The sequence below is a fragment of the Pseudomonas helleri genome, assembly GCF_001043025.1.
Lineage (GTDB): Bacteria > Pseudomonadota > Gammaproteobacteria > Pseudomonadales > Pseudomonadaceae > Aquipseudomonas > Aquipseudomonas helleri.
In genome coordinates, this window is record NZ_JYLD01000002.1 from 429370 (window position 1) to 446637 (window position 17268).

Annotated in this window: 13 protein-coding genes and 1 pseudogene; 7 read left to right on the forward strand and 7 right to left on the reverse strand. The window is 52.4% G+C overall.

Annotated elements, in window-relative coordinates; genetic code table 11:
• Window positions 1–511: 511 nt before the first annotated feature.
• From TU84_RS25420 to TU84_RS04640, 5 genes are all read left to right on the forward strand, one after another.
• A complete protein-coding gene (locus TU84_RS25420; protein ID WP_082148621.1) occupies window positions 512–823 on the forward strand; it encodes a hypothetical protein in 312 nt (103 codons plus the stop codon).
• Window positions 820–1422 carry a hypothetical protein gene (locus tag TU84_RS04620; protein ID WP_048367524.1) on the forward strand — a complete coding sequence of 201 codons (603 nt, stop codon included), beginning with the start codon at window positions 820–822 and terminating at the stop codon, window positions 1420–1422. Before TU84_RS25420 ends, TU84_RS04620 begins: the two co-directional genes overlap by 4 nt.
• 944 nt (window positions 1423–2366) lie before the next feature.
• Entirely contained in the window at window positions 2367–3617 is a 1251-nt protein-coding gene (locus tag TU84_RS04630; protein ID WP_048367528.1) for a DUF4297 family anti-phage-associated protein, read from the forward strand.
• Entirely contained in the window at window positions 3614–5377 is a 1764-nt protein-coding gene (gene herA / locus TU84_RS04635; protein ID WP_048367530.1) for an anti-phage-associated helicase HerA, read from the forward strand. Before TU84_RS04630 ends, herA begins: the two co-directional genes overlap by 4 nt.
• A gap of 278 nt (window positions 5378–5655) precedes the next feature.
• Window positions 5656–6210 (forward strand): restriction endonuclease, encoded by a 555-nt coding sequence (locus tag TU84_RS04640; protein WP_048367532.1) that lies wholly within the window; start codon window positions 5656–5658, stop codon window positions 6208–6210.
• A 15-nt stretch (window positions 6211–6225) separates the two neighbouring features.
• Here TU84_RS04640 and TU84_RS26415 read toward each other — a convergent pair.
• The 4 genes and pseudogenes from TU84_RS26415 to TU84_RS04660 all read right to left on the reverse strand — a co-directional run bounded on the left by TU84_RS26415 (window position 6226) and on the right by TU84_RS04660 (window position 11094).
• Window positions 6226–6489 (reverse strand): annotated as a pseudogene (locus TU84_RS26415) (hypothetical protein).
• A 13-nt stretch (window positions 6490–6502) separates the two neighbouring features.
• Window positions 6503–6910 (reverse strand): hypothetical protein, encoded by a 408-nt coding sequence (locus TU84_RS04650; RefSeq protein ID WP_048367535.1) that lies wholly within the window; start codon window positions 6908–6910, stop codon window positions 6503–6505.
• Between the two features lie 802 nt (window positions 6911–7712).
• Window positions 7713–9935 carry a hypothetical protein gene (locus TU84_RS04655; RefSeq protein WP_048367536.1) on the reverse strand — a complete coding sequence of 741 codons (2223 nt, stop codon included), beginning with the start codon at window positions 9933–9935 and terminating at the stop codon, window positions 7713–7715.
• Between the two features lies 1 nt (window position 9936).
• Entirely contained in the window at window positions 9937–11094 is a 1158-nt protein-coding gene (locus tag TU84_RS04660) for an ATP-binding protein (RefSeq protein WP_048367538.1), read from the reverse strand.
• 805 nt (window positions 11095–11899) lie between these two features.
• Here TU84_RS04660 and TU84_RS04670 point away from each other — a divergent pair.
• The gene (locus tag TU84_RS04670) at window positions 11900–14671 is read left to right on the forward strand and encodes a UvrD-helicase domain-containing protein (RefSeq protein ID WP_048367817.1); all 2772 of its coding nucleotides are present in this window, start codon (window positions 11900–11902) and stop codon (window positions 14669–14671) included.
• 650 nt (window positions 14672–15321) lie between these two features.
• On the opposite strand, the gene TU84_RS04675 is transcribed toward TU84_RS04670, so the two are convergent.
• From TU84_RS04675 to TU84_RS04685, 3 genes are read right to left on the reverse strand one after another with little or no spacing between them, the layout of a single operon-like run.
• Entirely contained in the window at window positions 15322–15711 is a 390-nt protein-coding gene (locus TU84_RS04675) for a hypothetical protein (RefSeq protein WP_048367542.1), read from the reverse strand.
• A gap of 2 nt (window positions 15712–15713) precedes the next feature.
• The gene (locus TU84_RS04680) at window positions 15714–16184 is read right to left on the reverse strand and encodes a hypothetical protein (protein WP_048367545.1); all 471 of its coding nucleotides are present in this window, start codon (window positions 16182–16184) and stop codon (window positions 15714–15716) included.
• A 42-nt stretch (window positions 16185–16226) separates the two neighbouring features.
• The gene (locus TU84_RS04685; protein ID WP_048367547.1) at window positions 16227–16622 is read right to left on the reverse strand and encodes a DUF6957 family protein; all 396 of its coding nucleotides are present in this window, start codon (window positions 16620–16622) and stop codon (window positions 16227–16229) included.
• 159 nt (window positions 16623–16781) lie between these two features.
• Between TU84_RS04685 and TU84_RS04690 the strand changes: the two genes are divergently transcribed.
• Entirely contained in the window at window positions 16782–17237 is a 456-nt protein-coding gene (locus TU84_RS04690) for a helix-turn-helix domain-containing protein (protein WP_048367819.1), read from the forward strand.
• Window positions 17238–17268: the final 31 nt, after the last annotated feature.

Below are 17268 nucleotides of genomic sequence, written 5' to 3' on the forward strand. Positions count from 1 at the left end.
TTATCAAAATAAAATCCTTTAACTTAGTGAACTCAAAAATCAGGTGTTGCTTTCAGTCGCGACAGCGTGCCATCACAGACTCGAAATAATCTCTCAAGTGAGAAAATAAAGATAGGTGCGGAAGGCCCTGAGGTGAGGAAACGCAGGGCTAGGCATACGAGTAGTATTCGTTTAGTGCTAGGCGATCAACCTGCGTCTAACAGAGCAGAAGCAGTCACCGCCTCGTACTTATGATCCGCTTACAACAGCGAAATGCCTCGAGCACTGGACAAGGCTCAGTAACCAACCAGGTTTCCCACGCCTTCTTTCTCTAACGCGATTCAAGGCCCTTGGTGGATGTGGATCGGAGTGATTACTGGAGCCGGCTCGCATATTTCCGCCCCACGCGCGCGACCATTAACGATGCTGATTGAGAACAAAGCTATCTCGTTCTCAAAAAATATCCGCATCAGGCTCAAGGTTTTCCGAAACTAACCGTTTGTCATAGGTAAGTACCCTTTGAGCAACGGCTTTGACCCCTCCCACAGATGACTTTACACATCGCCTGACCGGCGCCATTTCGTTTCCCAGCACGATCTTAGGCAATCGCCAACGACGTACATGGGAGCGGCTGATCAGCACCATCAAATCGTCCGAAACCCTTTCAGCATTTGATAAAGCAGCGGCCTACGCCGAAGGCTATGCACACGCCCTGGTCGATAGCAGTCAGATCGGCATATCCATCGAACGAGACCTTTTGATCATCGAAACAGTGGACGCGTGGAGACAAACCCGTACTGCCCCGAATACTTCAGCCCACCTGAGCTACCCAGGAAAACCATGACTTCCTTTTTTCAACGCTACGCCGACGTCGGAACATCAGACATGCACATCCAGATGCCGCAGCGGTTTCTGCCCACTACCGTCAGTCATTATCCACTCGATGTCTTAGTGGGCCACTGGGAAAAGTATCTTGTAGACCCCTCCTCCGCTCGTGAATGCTTTCCTTGGGCAGTGCGATTCGTTATGGGCATGCCCGTCACAACTTGGGCGCGTGGGCTGGAGTGGAACGTCGGTCAGCAGTCGCGCTTCATCTCCGCAGTGTGGTCAGGCGGGGATCTGGGTAGCTATCTCACTAATGACTGGTACGAGCCGCTGAGCGTTGGCAGGGCTTTGGCCGAAAACAGTGAAATTTTGATTGATGGCCAGCAACGTCTGCACAGCCTAGAGGAGTATCTCCTCGACCGGTTGGCGGTTCCTGATGCACAAGGGCAGCCCAGGATCTGGTCTGAACTCGGCAATGGCGAGCGGAGGCGGTTTTTGTCGACGATCTTCACCCATGCGAGGGTGTCATCTGGCGACGAGGTGGCATTGCACAGGACATACGATCTTTGCGCGCTGGGCGTAGTGCCTCGGTCATTCGATCAACGAGCTGTTCGGTAATCTTTGCATTTCCAATAGTCGGGCGTACCCCTCCGGGGGCGGCTGTCGTAAACCGAGCCCCGCTACGCTGGGTCTCGGCCCTTCGGGCTTCCATCCTTACGCTCTTCGGCCATCCTGGCCCGCGCGCTCCGCTTGCACACTAGCCGAGGTCACTTCCTTGCTTGGACATTACCTCCAGCTTCCAAATACTGCTGGCATCCGATCAAAGACGAGGCCGGGCAAATGGGTTGGCTATTTTGGAAAGACAAGCGCCCCGAGTGGGTTCAGGCGGAAGAACGGGAATTCATCAAGGCTGCGAACAGCCTAAGGACGCTTCAGACAACGCCTCGCGGTGGCAAGCGCATTGACCCAGAGGAGATCAGGAATCAGATCCTTGAGGCCCGAGAGTTATACAAAGACCTGGTTCAAAAATAACGGTAGCGTGCAGGCAACCTGTTGTAGCCACAGCCCTATAGCATGGTTTCAGAACTACAAAACAAAGGCGTCCGCAGAAGCTCGACTTACTGGCACCCCAGGCCCCAACTCGGTGGATTCTCAATGATATCGATGGAGGTTCTGAGCTTATCCAGCATGAGCTCTAAGACACTATCTAGAGTCAAGCAGGATTTGACTCACTGAATGCATTCACCAATTGCAGCAGCTCCCGGCCCTGGGCCAAGGGCAATTGAATGTCGCAGTGTAGTTATCTGTTGCACGTATATCCTCGGTTAAGAGTGGCCGACGTAGCGCAATGGCGACCAAAGTTTGGAAAAATTCGATTCAAGGCACGACAAAGACGTCAAATGTGCTATCACCATGCCACTTTAGTGATAGATACTGATCTCTCAGGAGGAGCAGGGAGAAGGACGATGCCAAAGCGTCCCAAGGATCTCGCAACGCCTGATCTGATGGGTGACCCAGATTTTCACCACCTATCTCGACGCCATTCTTAATAGGGAATATTAATGGTCAACCGAGCAGCCAATGCCACCATCAAAGGTTATTTTTATCAATTCGACTTCGCAATTCTTCAACTATTACTAGCACCAAATGAGCATGCTACTGTAACAGTAGAGGGCATTGAGGACGTCGACATCGATGACGTTTCCAGCGAACAGTATATTCAGTGTAAATACTATGCGGCCACGGCTTATAACCATTCCGTAATCAAACCTGCCATAGCAGCGATGATTATTCATTTCAAAGAAGTAGGCTCTAAGAAAACCCCGTTACCGAAGTACAAGCTTTATGGCCATTACAATGAAGGCCAAGAAAAACTACCTAAAAAAAGCGAAATATCTGTAGACTTCATTAAAACGCACTTCCTCACAACCCAGAAGAAAGATGCCCCAGCCGAACTTATTCACAGCGACCATAACATCACCGACGCTGAAATACTCCAGTTTGCAAAACTGTTGGAAATCGACGTATATGCTGCAAGCTATGACGAGCAATTCGAGAGCATCTCTAAACTATTGCTTTCAACTATATCAGGCGCCACGAGGGAAGACGTCGAAAACCTTTTCTATCCAGCCTCAATAAATAATATACGAACCCTAGCAATCGAGAAGAACCTGATTGATCGACAGACCACGAAAAGCCGGTTCATCAAAGAAATAAATAACAAGAGCCAACTATTCAACAGTTGGCTCAAACACTACCAAGGGGCCAAAAAATATGCCACTTTGGTACGCGACAAACATTTCAAGCAAAGCACTTCCACGTCAATTGAGAACAAGGCCAGGTTTTTCATCATAAATCTTCCCGCCGACAAATTTGACGCGGCAAATGCACTCGACTTAGCGTTAAAAATTAGCAAGAAATTTTCAAACCGCCCAAGCGCGAGAGTTTTAGATACTGACCGATTCTGCCCATACCTTCATCTAGCGAACACAGATGAAGCCCGACACAGAGACTTGAAACTGGCTCTACGGGATGCTTCGATTCCCTTCCTAGATGGGCATGATTTCAAAGGATCTGGTTTTCACACAGATTCCGTCGTCAAAGGCCCGACTTCATTTATGGATACGCGATTAAAGCTGATCGACGAATTATGTGACCTAGAAAGCACATTAAATGTCTCGCATCGCCGCCCCATTCAGATATTCGAGTTTTATCACGACACGCCCACCACCGGTTTAAATATACCGCCAGCAGCACTTTACGCTGCAATCAAGGTTGATACGCTAGACGACATCAAGGAGATGATTAAATGACAGAAAAATCGAAAGCAGAGGTCATAGCAGTATACCCAAACAAAGTGCGAATCTGCGTAGACGACCTAGGCAGCTTCACTGATGGCCATCCATTATTGCGCGTCGGTTCCTACCTGAGGGTAACCGATCATGAGGACTGCGTTCTAATTGCGATCATTGAAAGTTTCGTGATCGAAGTTGACGACAGGGCAAATCGCCGACATGTGATCGAAGCCCTACCGCTTGGCGTTATTAAGGATGGTAAATTTATCCGGGGAGGTGATGCGTTGACCATTCCTCCCACAGGGGTGGAACCCGCCACCCTCCAAGATATTAAAAAGATCTTCGAAGACTCCGTTCCTGACCAAAAGAAATTTGAATTTTCTTCACTGCTCGCCGACCCAGAAATCAGAGTACCAGTTGACGGAAACAAATTTTTTAACAAACACATTGCGGTAGTCGGGTCTACAGGCGCAGGCAAATCCAACACTGTTACCAGAATCATACAAACCTCGACGACCAAAACCGCCTCGGGAACTCAAAATAACTCGCACGCCATTATCTTCGACATTCATTCCGAATATAAAGCGGCTTTCCCTGACGCCAACCATATTGACATCAATAGCTTAAACCTACCGTACTGGCTGTTAAATAGTGAAGAGTTGGAAGAAGTATTACTGGACACTGGGGAGCGCGACAACTACAACCAGTCATCGGTCTTTAGGTACCTTGTCACGGAAAACAAAAAGAAGCACAACAAAGACTACACCAAAATATTTTACGACAGTCCCGTTTTTTTTGACATCCACGAGGTATTGAACGCCCTTTACAACATAAAAACCGAGACGGTGAATTCGAAAAATTCAAACATCTACATGATCAACGACGGGACTTACGATCTGCTGAAGGAGGGCAAAACGGATCCTACCACCGGGCTGCTATTAGACGACCAAGAACGGATTCATAGGTACTTCGAAAGCAAGCTGGAATTTCATCCTACCAAGCGTGAGAGTATTAGCAACGGCGGGTATGCCGATGGCTCCTTGGACAAATTTTTTACCCGTTTTGAGTCCAAAGTCGCCCAAGAACGGCTGGGTTTTCTCTTTGGATCCGGTGCTAAGGAAATCTCTCTCGAGAATACTCTTCGAAATCTTATAGGTTATCATCCAAGCAAGAGTTCCAACGTCACTGTCCTTGACCTTAGCGGCATTCCGTTTGAAGTTTTGAGCATCACGGTATCTCTCATTTCTCGCCTAATTTTCGAGCACGGTTACCACTATAAGGTTTTTAGAACTAAGCAAGGTGAGTCAATCAACAATGATGCTCCAATTTTGCTTGTCTATGAAGAGGCTCACAAATATGTACCTACCAGTGAGCTCGCCAAATATCGAGCTGCCAAACAGTCGATTGAGCGGATTGCAAAGGAAGGTCGAAAATATGGTGTAACCCTGCTTCTCTCCAGCCAACGCCCATCAGAAATTTCTGAGACTATTTTCTCTCAGTGCAACAACTTTGTTGCAATGCGACTGACCAACCCAAGCGATCAGAACTATGTCCGCAGGTTGCTCCCCGATACGCTGGGTAAGCTGATTGAGAAGATGCCAAACCTAGGCGCCGGTGAGGCGCTCTTGATCGGGGACTCACTGGTGATGCCGTCGCTTGTAAAAATCGACGTCTGCGATCCGGCTCCGTCATCCGCCGACATTCCATACTGGGAGCTATGGAAAGAAGAGTGGAAGGATCTGAGCTTCGACCAAATCACCAAAGAATGGCTGAAATAACGTTACTGATCGCCATTCCTGGATAGCAACAATGCGAGCGGCCCGACAACCCGCCAGTACAGCGGATATCGTCGGGCCGGGCGAAAACGAATGGATCACACCTTCGGATACAGTGATAGTAGGATCGGCCTGGCTCTGCGTGATCTAGAGCCAGTCCTCCTCATATGCTGTTATGAGCTACCTCCAGAGATTGGTTTCGTTTCACCACAGCAGTTTATGCAGGCTAATCGCCCACCAGCCCAAAGCTTGACGGGCACTCGCTCAGTTAAGGACGACAAATGTTTCCACCGATGGCAAACCCCAGTCTCGAAATCTCAGCTGCCGAATTTGAGCGGTTGGTCAGGGACTGGATCCTCAAACAGGGTGGTGAACTGACATCGCTGGAGGTGAAGCACAACGTGAAGGTCGAGGCCTACGACTCAACCTACCAGATCGACGTGCTGGCGAAATTCCAAGCGTTTGCGGGCGCCGAATTCATCGTTCTGATTGAGTGCAAAAAATACCGTAACGCAGTCGAGCGGGAGCTGGTTCAGGTACTTCACGACAAAGTGAGATCGCTGGGCGCTCATAAAGGCATGTTGTTCACCACGACAGGATTTCAATCCGGCGCGATAAAATACGCAAAAGCGCACGGCATAGCGCTGGTGTCGATCATTGAAGGCGCAGCTACCTACGAAACTCGCTCCGCGTATCCAGTCGCGGCGCACCCCCCAGCCTGGCACAACCTACCGAAATTTGCGCTCTGGCACGTCGGGGAGAATGACGCTGGAAGCATCTCGATGAAATCTCTAGGTCGTGCCGACACGGAGATCAAGGAGATGTTGGGTTATTAGTGCAAACGAGGGACTCTAGCTACTGATGACCAGGAATGTGTGGGATGTCGGCTCTATTGTTCGAGGAGCGCCTTTCTGGCACCAAGCCCGCCACGTGGGTGGATTTTCAATGATATCAATGGAGAAACTAAGCTCGTGCTGCATGTGCTCAAAGACTTTTCCGAGACGTGGATGAGCTTTCGATTATCGCAACGCGTTCACTAGATCCAGCAGCTCTCTTCCTTGGGCCAATGGCATCTGAATGTCGCAATACACAGTGTCATCGTCGTCTTTTACCATGCCCGTCACTCACTCAATCTGTTCCTCGTTTGTATCTCGCAGCTCTATGCTGCTCCAGGTGCCGCATCTCAGCTTCCCATCTAGCCAGGAATTTATCCCAGTCCGTTGCGTAAGGCCCGTCAACTATCCTGGTAGATCCGATGCTCGCCTGCAGGAAACGCTCTCTCCATGGCTGAGGAATGGTTATTTCCAAGACGATATCGATGCCGCAGTTGTGATGCTGCACCGGGACAGAGGCACGAACTTCATTGAGTTCGAGTGACTCACCCATTGAGGGCGTGCCGCTTCGCTCTTGGTCGTCTAGGTCATCAAGGATGGCTAAGGCGTCAGCTGCCTTTGGGTCACTTGGAAGGAATCTGGCAATCTCCCAAAGTGCCCTCCGCCTGGTGCTTTCAAGCTTTCGGAGTTCATCGTGGGTCATTTCAGCCTCTTTCAGAATGGTTGAAGCTGAGCTGCGGTAGTGGCGTGCCGCCGCTGGCGGAGGGCTGTCGTGAACCTAGCCGTAGCAAGCCACGTCTAGGCCCTTCGGGCTGACATCCTGCACGCCTGCGCGCTCCGCTTGCCTGGTGCTCGGAGGCCAGGGTATCTGGCGCAGTAAACCTGGATTCTAAATGCTATTCCTAGTGGGTGCGGCAAGCGTTGAATTCAGCTTGCAGGAGCCCACTTTAGCTACAACCAGATGAGTTAGATCCAGTCTTCTTCACGTAAGTGACACATGTCGTCTCTCCATTGAACGTCGTAGTTGCCACTAACCTAGCGCAAATTTCCGTCCCCATCCAGACCTGAAAGGCCTGCCAATGCCATGGGCTACGAAGTGTCGTCTGACGGACACGGTTGGGTTTGCATTGGGTGCGCGGTTGCGATTCCCCCGATGTAAGCGTCCAGCCAACACACCTTGCTGACCTCTACATACCTAGACCCAGAAATGCACATCCTTACCCTGATGATCGCTTCGCGTCACACACCCGAGGCAGGAGCCGTATGCGGTAGTTCCGCACGTACGGATCTCTGTGCGGGGGGGCGGCAGTTAACTGCCGTCCCTACCGCGCCCCCCGATGGCTGCCTGATTCAGCTAAATGCTGCCGTCATGGTTCGAGCACAGCGTATTTACCGTGAATATGGCCCGGGCATATATGGCTGGGGGTTCGAGAATCAACCTGGTGTGGGATGTTACAGCTAAGAGCATCGGCCACATCTTGAAGGCGACCGATGCTCTAACCGACCTAGAAGGGCGATTCCTCTCCAAAGAGAATCTTGATCGCATCGGTATGACCTGGAAGAGCCAGCCTGATGTTGCGTCGAAGCTTCTCGTCCACCTCTTTGTGAAGCCGGATTTTACCAATGGCCAGTGCAGTGATGAACTCCATGGAAGCATCACCCCGCTCGAAACCGTGGCCCTGAACAACGCGCAAGATGATGTCAGCCATAGACGCGCTGTGCGTTTCATGGGCGCTGTAATCAAGCTCAGTGGGCAGCGCAGCTCTGAGGAACGCCCCTTGAATGATCCCGTCGTCATAGCGAGAAAATATCTCGGGGGAGAGCAGTACCTGTTGAAGTTCACCCGACTCCAGTCGCTTCGATTGATCGATTTTGGCGCCTTTCCGGGCGTTCTGCAGGATCCACACAATCGTCAGGAAAATATCAGTACACGCGGCCACGGTGACATCGTTAGCTCCGCTGACAAACGCGAAGCCTTTTGTAAGCTTCATCTGACCCGGTTGGTAGCTGCTCGGCCAGAACGCAGCCTCGGAAAGCCCATCAGTAGTAGCCTTATCGAAAGCCTCGATACGCGCTTTTACAACATCAGATACGCCTTCTTCTCCAAATGAAAGCAAACGGTTGAGCAGCTTCTGTTCCTGGTGCCAGTGATTGTTGCAAGCGAGGCTGGCGGCTGGGATTTCGATGAAGGATTTGAAGACATACTTCCGACTCCCTTTCGGCGGCTGCGTGAGGTTCGAAGCAAGCTCATCCATCAGCTCATGCGAGCGGCCCAGAAGGGCACCTACGAGGTAAACGCGAGTGCCAGCCTCTTGGGCAGACCTGAGGCGGCGACTGATGCTCAGGAGCAATGTGCCTCGTTCTGCTGCAGCGGCAACGATGATCACCGACCCTTTGAATTTGATCTTAGGGTCGAAGGCTGAGGCGCTTACCACATCACAGTTAAGGCCCCTTGCCTCGAGGAACGCCAGGGCGTCAATGGCCATCTTCTTACTGGCACTGTCGTCGTCATGGATGATGAGTGACGTTGAGGCAGGAGACTCCTCCATAAGCATTTTCTCGAACCATTTTTCGAAATCCCCAGTGCGCACAAGCTTGTCCTTGTCTACCTGCACGGTTCTATAGCGTTCTCTTTGGGGGATTTGGCTGAAGCACGTGAACAAACCTTTGCCCATGAACGAGAAAAACTTGGTCTGAAGTCCTTCTGGTAGGTGACCCATGCCAATGTTGAGCACCCGAGTTTCGGTGTGCTGTGCAACAAATCGTTCGCCATGGATGCGAATGAGCTTACGACCTTCGGTTGACTCACTCTCGGCTACAGATTCGAAGTCCTCGGGCTTCTCAATGGCATGCAGCACGGTGCACGAATCAGATTGGCTGACGAAAGACAGGAAGGTCGCGACTCGGGTGGGTGGAGCGCCGTTGACCTTAACCCACTCCTTGGCGAGTCCACAGTTGGTGGAGGCCGAGATCAGGCATAGTGATGCGGCCGCATCGACCAGGCTGCCATCGCTCAAACCGTCGTGTGAGTGAAACGACTTGATGCTGGAGATCGTTTGGTTGCCGAATTTCGTTTGGAACAGCTGGATCGAGAGCGCTACTGGCAGGAACGCCATGGTGTCCAGGTAAATTGTCTCAGGCTCACTCATGCCGTCGCTGGAGGCATTTTTGATCACTTTGAGGCAGCAGAAAGCCAAGAAGTGCGAGTGCAGCGTTTCAGTAAGCAGGTTCTCAGCGCGGATGAAATAGTTGGACGCGCGTGAGGAGGGCTTCGAGAACAAAAAACCAGCAGGCGCCTTGGTCAGCACGGATGTGCATTTGACGAGCTTCCGCATTCCAGAATGGACAAAATTCTCGGTGGCTCGGGTGATGAGCTTGCCGATACCTTTGTCGGCGCCGGCGACTTTTACATACTTCGAGATTTCTCCGTGCTCGTTGAAAAAAGAGAATCCATAAGATGGTGTCCCGCCGTTGGAGCGTCGCTCCAGAGCAATCGCAATGGCTGACGACTTGTCAGCACACTGATCCTTGATCCATGCACGATGACAATCGGGTACTAAAAAGGTGACATGATCCGGCAGAATGTAATCGTTTAGCCGATTCTGCAGGGCTTCGGTGATATGAGCGTCTGTGATTCGCTCTGGGCCGTTGAAAAAAACCACCACGTGCGCTGGTTCAGCGGTAGGGGAAGGGGTCAGGGTTACTTCAAAATCGAACAAGTCAGGCATCTCAATTCACCGGAATGCAGATGGTGAATACAGTGCCTTCAGCTGCCACCAGCTCACGGTCACCGCTCCAATTTTTGGGGTTAAACTCTACGACTTGGTCTTGGCCTTGGAATGCCTGATACAAGCAAACCCTGCCAGTGCGGAGACGTACGTAGGCCTTCAGCTTGTTGAGCGCCTGGACTGCGTTGTGCAGGCCCATACCAGAGGTCACTGAATCTTTGGTCGTGACATGTTTTTTGAAGCATTCCAGGGTTGCCTCAAGCTCCACTGCTAAGGGGAGATCGTTGAGAACTTCGACGGGAGCGCCTTGTTTCGCCGAGAGCCAGCGTCGTGCTAAGCCGGGGCCGCTGTCGATGACTGAAATCTCAATGAATTCGAGATAATCCGCGTCCTTAAGCATGTTTCGCATCACGAACAAGGCGAACTGCGGCTCCTTGTCCGAAACTATGTGGATGTCTTCCTTCTTGATCTTCCCGGATTTCACTGAAGTGCCTCTGAGACCCTTCTTGTACTTCACCCCATGTACATCCGTGACTGAGTGCTGATCTGCGTTGGCGATCAACTCGGCAAGCACGCTGCCCAGGGCAGGTAGACCGCCCCTGTGAAGTGATTTCTTGTCCTGCTTGCTATGCATCAGCGCGGATGACATTTCCAAGAGGCTTGCGAAGGAGGAGTGGGAGTGGATCTGAGGGCTCGTCCCTCCGTAGTAGAAGGGCTTGATGAACTCCATCTTCGCGAAGTTAATGCTGAAGAGGTTAATGGCGGTAGGGCGCGCTCCTCGTTCGCTCGAGGTATTACGAAGATCGCCGTCGTACATCGCTTCGATCAAGGGCTTGATCACAGTAAGTGCGGCGCGCTTTTCTATCGTTTCATGCGCCTCGGTCTCGATGCGAGAAGACATAATCAGAGCCGCGAGGCCAGCTGCAGTCTGGCCGAGTTGCAGAATCCGATCTGGAGCGTTTTCAGCACCCGCATACAGATGTAGGACACTTTGCTCATGTGTGCGGGCCCAACTAATCACCAACTGTGCAAGCGCCGCATCGACCCCAAATAAGCCACCGTGACTCATGGTTTTTGGGAGACGCAGGGACGCATCCTCCTGGCAAAGCGGGTATAGGTCTTCGATTTCGTATGTGTTCAGAGTCTTGGCGATTTTCATCAGCACCTCAAACAGTCCATCGTTCCGAGTGCTGAACCAGATTTCTGGACACACCCAGTCAAATCATATCGCCAGCCGTCATTGGCGCGATAGGTGGTTTAGGCTTTCGATGCCAAAGCATAGGCCGGGGATGTCTACCTTTCCGGGGGCAGTCCACTCACATCTGAGAGCAATTGAGCTTCGTACGCTCACGCCTGGCTTCCACGTGAAACATGGCTGTGGAGACGGGAATGCCGGACGGTTATGGGAAGGACATCTGGATGAAGTTCACGCTTCTTACCTTCCTTCGTCATAGACTGAATGTCTGACGTCCGGATCAGGCGCCCATCCGAGTACCTTGAATATGGCCCAGCGCAAAGGTGACCAAACACGACGCCAACGGCGCTGCAGGCGTGAATATCCGCCATGCCTGAGATCCTAAATCAAACTGCCGAAGCGAAATGGCTTTTGGGCCTAAAGGGTACGACCACCCCTGCGACCATTGAAAAGGAATGCCTGTACACCGGTCAACATGACCGGGAACGGATGGCGAAAACTGCCGGCATAGTCGCGACTGCAAGCGCTAAAGACACGAGGCCGGAAAATGCTGTCCGAGGATTGATCGACAATACGATCACACGCCTTTAAAAACATCTGGAGAACCAAACCCCTGCTACGCGGGTTTTGGCCCTCCGGGCGTCCATCCTCAAGCCTTTGGCCCAGTGGGCCGGCGCGCTCCGCTTGCAGTGCATACACAAGTGGGTGATGCGCCGGAATGCAGGACGCCTTGAGGTACACTGGTCTTTTCTTCACTTGTGGAATCAGGATGACAACGGAATGGCGAGCATCCGCTTGGGGGCGGTTGTTGACAAAAACTGAGCGATGGCGTCTACATGTCGAGGACGACCAGCTTTTTTTGAGAGTTGGCGACGATGTTGTCGAGGTTCAGCCTGAGAATCTTCCTACTGTAGAGATCAACCGTGGGGTGCTGTGGACGGACATTACCCTCCGCCAAGGCCGCACATTCCACGTCGATGGATTACCAAACTCGAAGGAGTCTTTGTTTCGTGAAGAAATAGGCCGACTCCTCACAATCACTCGCCGGCAGCGCTTTCAAGAGTGCTACTCGTCCATTCGAACCTGGTTAAACGCTGTCGCCGAGTCTTTACAAACGGCTGATTCGAAATGTTTGTGGCTGACTCATGAGATGCAGCAGGAGCTGCTAGCAGCTAAGCCGACTCTGAACCTTGACGATCAAGCATTACACAAGCTCTTCCAGACCTCAGAAGTTCAGTCTTCCTTGCCAGATGCCGACACGAGCGTTGAGCGGGATCTCGAGAACTGGATGTGCGACTGGCCTGCGGCTTGGGCGCAGCGAAACGACAATCACATGCTTCGGGAGCTTGAGGCATGTAAGGCTCTGTTGGCAGGGGTGGAAAGCAAGCCTCTCACTGACGAACAATCGCGGGCGGTGATCTGCTTTGATAACCGAGTTCAGGTCATCGCCTCTGCAGGTTCGGGAAAAACCTCGACGATGGTGGCCAAGGCAGTTTATGCCCTGCACCGAAAATTGGTCTTCCCCAGCTCTATCGTGATGTTGGCTTTCAACAAATCTGCTGCCGAAGAGCTTCAGGCGCGAGTTGCACTATCGCTTGAGCGTGTTGCTATCGAAGATGTAAAGATCGAGACCAAGACCTTTCACTCCCTAGGGCTATCAATCATTGCCGAGGCTACCGGGCGCAAGCCTCATGTTCCTGAGTGGGCGGTGGAGAATATCCTAGGCTTTCAGAAGCTCGTTACCATCGTCGATGACCTCAAGGATCAATCAGAAGATTTCAGAGCGGAGTGGGATCTGTTCAGACTGGTACTGGGGCGAGACATCCCTGCAGCCGGTGAGGATCAATTATTTGAGGCCTGGGACAAAGAAGGACAAGGTCGCCTTGTTTCGCTGAACGGTGACCATGTGGCGAGCCAAGAGGAGCGTGTCATCGCGAACTGGCTTTTCTACAACGGTGTCGAGTATCAGTACGAACGCTCTTACGAGTATGACACCGCCACCGTCGTGCACCGTCAATATTTTCCAGACTTCTTCTACCCTGAAATCAACCTCTACCACGAGCACTTCGCCCTGGACGCATCGGGTCAGGCACCAGAGCATTTCAAGGGCTATGTTGAGGGTGTGAAATGGAAGCGTGAGACCCATCAAAAAATGGGTACAGCTCTCATGGAGACGACCTCACATCAGCTGCACAGCGGCGAGATATTCAAGCACCTGTCCAATGAGCTTACCGCTCGAGGCTTGGTTCTTGATCCAAATCCAGACCGTCCTATCCCTGCCAAGGGGATGGTGCCGATGGAGCACGCCGACCTGGTAAAATTGATCCGAACGTTTATCACTCATTTCAAGAGTAATAGCCTAACCGTCGATTCCCTTTATGAGCGACTCCAAGACCTGCCGACAGATGCCTTCAGATATAGATTTGAGGCTTTTCTGAAGCTAGCAATTCCGGTACTTAACGGCTGGAACATGGCCCTGTCCTTAGAGAAAGGAATCGACTTTGAGGACATGATCAACATGGCTGCTGAGGTGTTAGAGCGAGGTCATCCTTCTCCCTACAGCCTGGTAATGGCGGACGAATATCAGGATGCATCGAGAGCTCGTGCGCGTCTGTGTCGGGCTTTAGTAGCCGAGCCAGGCCGGCATCTTTTTGCTGTTGGTGATGACTGGCAGTCTATCAACCGCTTTGCAGGTGCAGACATATCTGTCATGACCGGCTTCCGGGAGTGGTTTGGGCACGGTCAGATTTATCGACTCGAGACAACCTTCCGATGCCCTCAAGAGATCTGTGACGTGTCGAGCCGGTTCGTCTCCAAAAATCCGTCGCAGCTTGCCAAACGAGTCACGTCGGTGACTCCCGCTTTGGATGTTCCGATTCAGGCGTTTCAAGTCCCAAGCAGGAACGAGATTCAAGGGGCCATTCATCACTACCTTTCAGACCTACATGCTCGCTTGACTGAATGTACGGTGCCTTTAGGTAGGAACGGAAAAGTTACTGTCTTCATCCTAGGTCGCTACAGAAACGACCGGCAGTACATTCCTGAAAACTGGCAATACGATTTCGGAGATCTCCTGGACGTCAGATTTAAGACCATCCACACCTCCAAAGGTGATGAGGCTGAATACGTTATCCTACCTGGCATGGTCTCCCGAGGCTTTCCCAGCATCAAGAGCGATGACTCTCTGCTTGAGCTTGTCATGCCAGCTGGGGACACCTACCAGCACAGTGAGGAGCGGCGGCTGTTTTACGTAGCTCTAACCCGCGCTCGTCGTTCCGTAGCAATGTTCACCGTCATGGGAAAAAACTCACCTTTTCTCGATGAAATGGTCAAGGAAGGCGCTATTAAAGTTACAAGCATCCGGGGTGAGCCGATAAAGGAAGATCGGTGCCCAGTCTGCAAAACGGGCGTCATTGTTCCGCGCCAAGGGCCATATGGGGAGTTCCGCTCATGCTCAACTTACCCCATGTGCGGTCACAAGCCTAAGCAACAGCGGAACTCTAATACGATGCCGTCGAAATCAGCGCGTGGCCCCTGGTAATCTGCTCGGCTCATCCTGGCTTGGGCCGGCTGCAAGGTAGACGTATATTCAATCCGCTTTGAGCTTAACCCCTTCGGGATAAAGCTTTCGTGGGCCGGCGCGCTCCACTTGTGCTTGAGGGGCGTGTCAAAGATGGGCGATAGCAACGTCATGGCGAGCCCAGCGCAACGTACCTTTCGACATGAATTGCCTGATGGCCAGGGCTCCCCATTCAATTCTGTCTTTCGAACCTGGCAAGATCAATGTAGCCACCACCTCTGCACGGCCCCCAAGTCGATTTCTAGACCCCCCTCCAGGCTCGCGAAAGCCGTTCTTTCGGTATTAAGGTAATGAGCCCATCAGCGACCCAATACCCTTCTAGCTGCAGATGCAGGGGCTGAGAACAGCTGAGGGTAGCGCTCTCGAAATTCGTCAATGTCGATCTCGGGCAGAGCTTGAGTGTGCTGATTAATGGTGTCCAAGGTTCGTCAGGGGCAGAGCCCACGGCTTCAGGCTCGCAACACAGATGGCAAGCAGAGTGTGCCGGCCCACGACAGGCCAGAGGCTTGAGGATGGAAGCCCGTCAGGGCCAAAACCCGGCGTGTCCGGGGTTTGGTTTACGACAGCCGTCCCGCGAAGCGGGGCACGCCCAAACAACCACGATGCAGCGGCTACTGGAAGCGGCGAGGCGTTCGGAAATACCGGTCGCCCGCTATACGTATGAACTCACGCAAGCTTCGCCGTCCTGCATCACGTCGGAACGTCGCAATGACGTACTTGGAGTTCACCGTTGTGATCACCCAGAACCGCCCTTCCTTTTTCACCGATTGGATGTCCGATGTCCGAATCAGCCGACCGTCCGCAAATCGCTGATAGGGCCCAGGGCAAATGTGACTGAACACAACGCCCACGGCACTGCACGCATGGATATGCACATTCACGAGGTAAGCAGTGATCAAGCCTTCGTAATCTTGACTGACAGCCTTAGCGATACGAAGAAGGTCGAAGTCCGAATAGCGCTTCACGTGTAAATCGACTGCAACGGTATTGATGTCGGCCATCGCTACACAGGCTCCGCAGTTGAAGCTACACCGGTAGTTGCAGCGCTGCGTCGGTAGAATTCCTTCACCTCGGTAAGGGAGTCAACATCAAGATCACGCTGATGCGTATTGAGGTACACCTCACCGCTTTCAACCTCCAATACGCAGATCGGCACACCTACTTGGTTGAACCCCATGGACAGGGAGATCAGCTTTTCCATTTTCCAGCTCGAGCGTTTGTTCATCCATGCCGGGGTGACGACCTGAACTTCCTGCACCACAAGGCTCTCATCCTGTGCTACGAGCAGTTCCACAAGGCGTGGCTCGTCATTCATCATCTCCTCGTAGGCTACGAATCGATCCTCATGCCGACGCTTGACGCTCACGTGATACCAGTGCGTGGCCAGAGATCGCGACATGGCGTGAAAGTGAGCAAGGTCATCCCCAAACATTCCCACCGGGCCAGCTTGGTCTTGCATGCTAATCCTGAACATCGTGTTTCTCGAGTGAAGCAGGCCCGACCGGCGTACCTGCGATTAACATAAGCCGAATATTGTCTTCAGCGAGGCCTTCATCTCGCGTCCCTGACCCACCAGCACATAGATCGTGTTTCGCGTCTCGAACAGGCAAACGCCATCGAATGATTTGCATAGGGTCGAGCGCACCCACCCTCCAGGTGGGAACCGTCCGTGCCCGTCGTAGATGACGCAATGCGAGTACATGAACATCGGCTCAAGGCCTGTTGCACGAACTCGGGCAAGCGACTCAGCAGGTTCGTCCACGTGGAAGATGAGCCAATCTTCGACTGTGCAGTACGCCTTGCGGGGAAAGCGCTCAGCCACTAATGCCTCTATCTCGGAAGGCGACAGCAACGTGCCAGCTGAGGAAGCCTGGCCATCCTGCAGCAGTTCGTGCTCAGGATAATTTCCCATAAATTGATGATCCTCATGGCGATAAGAAGAATTCAGAGCGAGTCACGGGGGGTAGCCACCCCATGGCAAATCGAGAATTCCCACGGCAATGACTATATACATTTGAGTGGGAACGATCAAACCCGGCATACCGTCTTCTTTTTGAAGAGGACTGCCTGGATGTCTTTGCGCAAGGCATACGCAGCAACGTTGCAGTGGCTAAGAATTAGGCGGGGCTTATCGCAAGCAGACCTCCAAACCCAAACCGATCAGGGTCACATCAGCCGCTTGGAGGCATCGACGGTGTCAGCCAGCGTCGACCTTAGCGCCGATCTAGCTCAGGCACTGGGTGTAGCACCACTGTCGTTTCTCACGCTTGTGGCTGCCGCCCATGATGGCAAGACTGCACGCGCGGCCTTGAAGGACACGCTCGCAGAATTGGAAAAGCTGGGTGTTTTAGACGAGGTGCTTCCTGGCGAACCTCAAAAGCTCACTCCACCCAGAAAGATTACTGCGGAAGAAAAGCTCAAGGCGATTCGCGAGCTGAGAGCGGCGGGGCTTAGCCAAATGGAGGTTTCCCGGAAGCTGGGGTTGCCGACAAGCACCGTTGGGCGACTGTGGCACGTAGATGGTTAGCCACAAGATTACCGCCTGCTACGTGGCTTAG

Excerpts from the sequence above, each read along its gene's own strand:
- TU84_RS04620 (WP_048367524.1), top strand. The coding sequence starts at position 820 with ATGACTTCCTTTTTTCAACGCTACGCCGACGTCGGAACATCAGACATG.
- TU84_RS04630 (WP_048367528.1), top strand. The coding sequence starts at position 2,367 with ATGGTCAACCGAGCAGCCAATGCCACCATCAAAGGTTATTTTTATCAA.
- herA (WP_048367530.1), top strand. The coding sequence starts at position 3,614 with ATGACAGAAAAATCGAAAGCAGAGGTCATAGCAGTATACCCAAACAAA.
- TU84_RS04640 (WP_048367532.1), top strand. The coding sequence starts at position 5,656 with ATGTTTCCACCGATGGCAAACCCCAGTCTCGAAATCTCAGCTGCCGAA.
- TU84_RS04650 (WP_048367535.1), bottom strand. The coding sequence starts at position 6,910 with ATGACCCACGATGAACTCCGAAAGCTTGAAAGCACCAGGCGGAGGGCA.
- TU84_RS04655 (WP_048367536.1), bottom strand. The coding sequence starts at position 9,935 with ATGCCTGACTTGTTCGATTTTGAAGTAACCCTGACCCCTTCCCCTACC.
- TU84_RS04660 (WP_048367538.1), bottom strand. The coding sequence starts at position 11,094 with ATGAAAATCGCCAAGACTCTGAACACATACGAAATCGAAGACCTATAC.
- TU84_RS04670 (WP_048367817.1), top strand. The coding sequence starts at position 11,900 with ATGACAACGGAATGGCGAGCATCCGCTTGGGGGCGGTTGTTGACAAAA.
- TU84_RS04675 (WP_048367542.1), bottom strand. The coding sequence starts at position 15,711 with ATGGCCGACATCAATACCGTTGCAGTCGATTTACACGTGAAGCGCTAT.
- TU84_RS04680 (WP_048367545.1), bottom strand. The coding sequence starts at position 16,184 with ATGTTCAGGATTAGCATGCAAGACCAAGCTGGCCCGGTGGGAATGTTT.
- TU84_RS04685 (WP_048367547.1), bottom strand. The coding sequence starts at position 16,622 with ATGGGAAATTATCCTGAGCACGAACTGCTGCAGGATGGCCAGGCTTCC.
- TU84_RS04690 (WP_048367819.1), top strand. The coding sequence starts at position 16,782 with ATGTCTTTGCGCAAGGCATACGCAGCAACGTTGCAGTGGCTAAGAATT.